This is a genomic window from Brevibacterium sp. FME17 (assembly GCF_014897515.1).
GTDB lineage: Bacteria > Actinomycetota > Actinomycetes > Actinomycetales > Brevibacteriaceae > Brevibacterium.
On sequence record NZ_JABUYD010000086.1, the window covers coordinates 1 to 307 of the forward strand.

1 protein-coding gene is annotated in these 307 nt (G+C 59.3%); it reads right to left on the reverse strand.

Annotated features, from left to right (window positions below):
- Positions 1 to 239, reverse strand: a 239-nt coding sequence (locus tag INT40_RS20410) for a hypothetical protein (protein WP_193096877.1), incomplete at its 3' end; no start/stop codon positions are given.
- Positions 240 to 307 lie beyond the last annotated feature (68 nt).

Here is a 307-nt window from a genome sequence, read left to right on the forward strand (position 1 = left end):
TCAAAGACTCCGACCTCGACCTCACCGGCCACCCCCTGGCGAAGAAGTTCGAATCTCTCCCAGCCATACCCATGGGCGAACCGGATGAGCTCAACGATCAGGATCAGACAGATGAGGCGGATGATCAGGGTGAGTTGGGCACCGATATTTCGGAAGCCGCTGATGGCAATGGGGCCGACGAGGTCAGCGATTCTGCGCCCTGCGCTGTCCCTGGCAACGAGACCAGTCGGAGTCCTCACCCTTTGTTGTCGTGTGAAGAGTGGACGGATCTTGCACGCTTCGCTCCCGAAGTCACGACCAGTCTCAC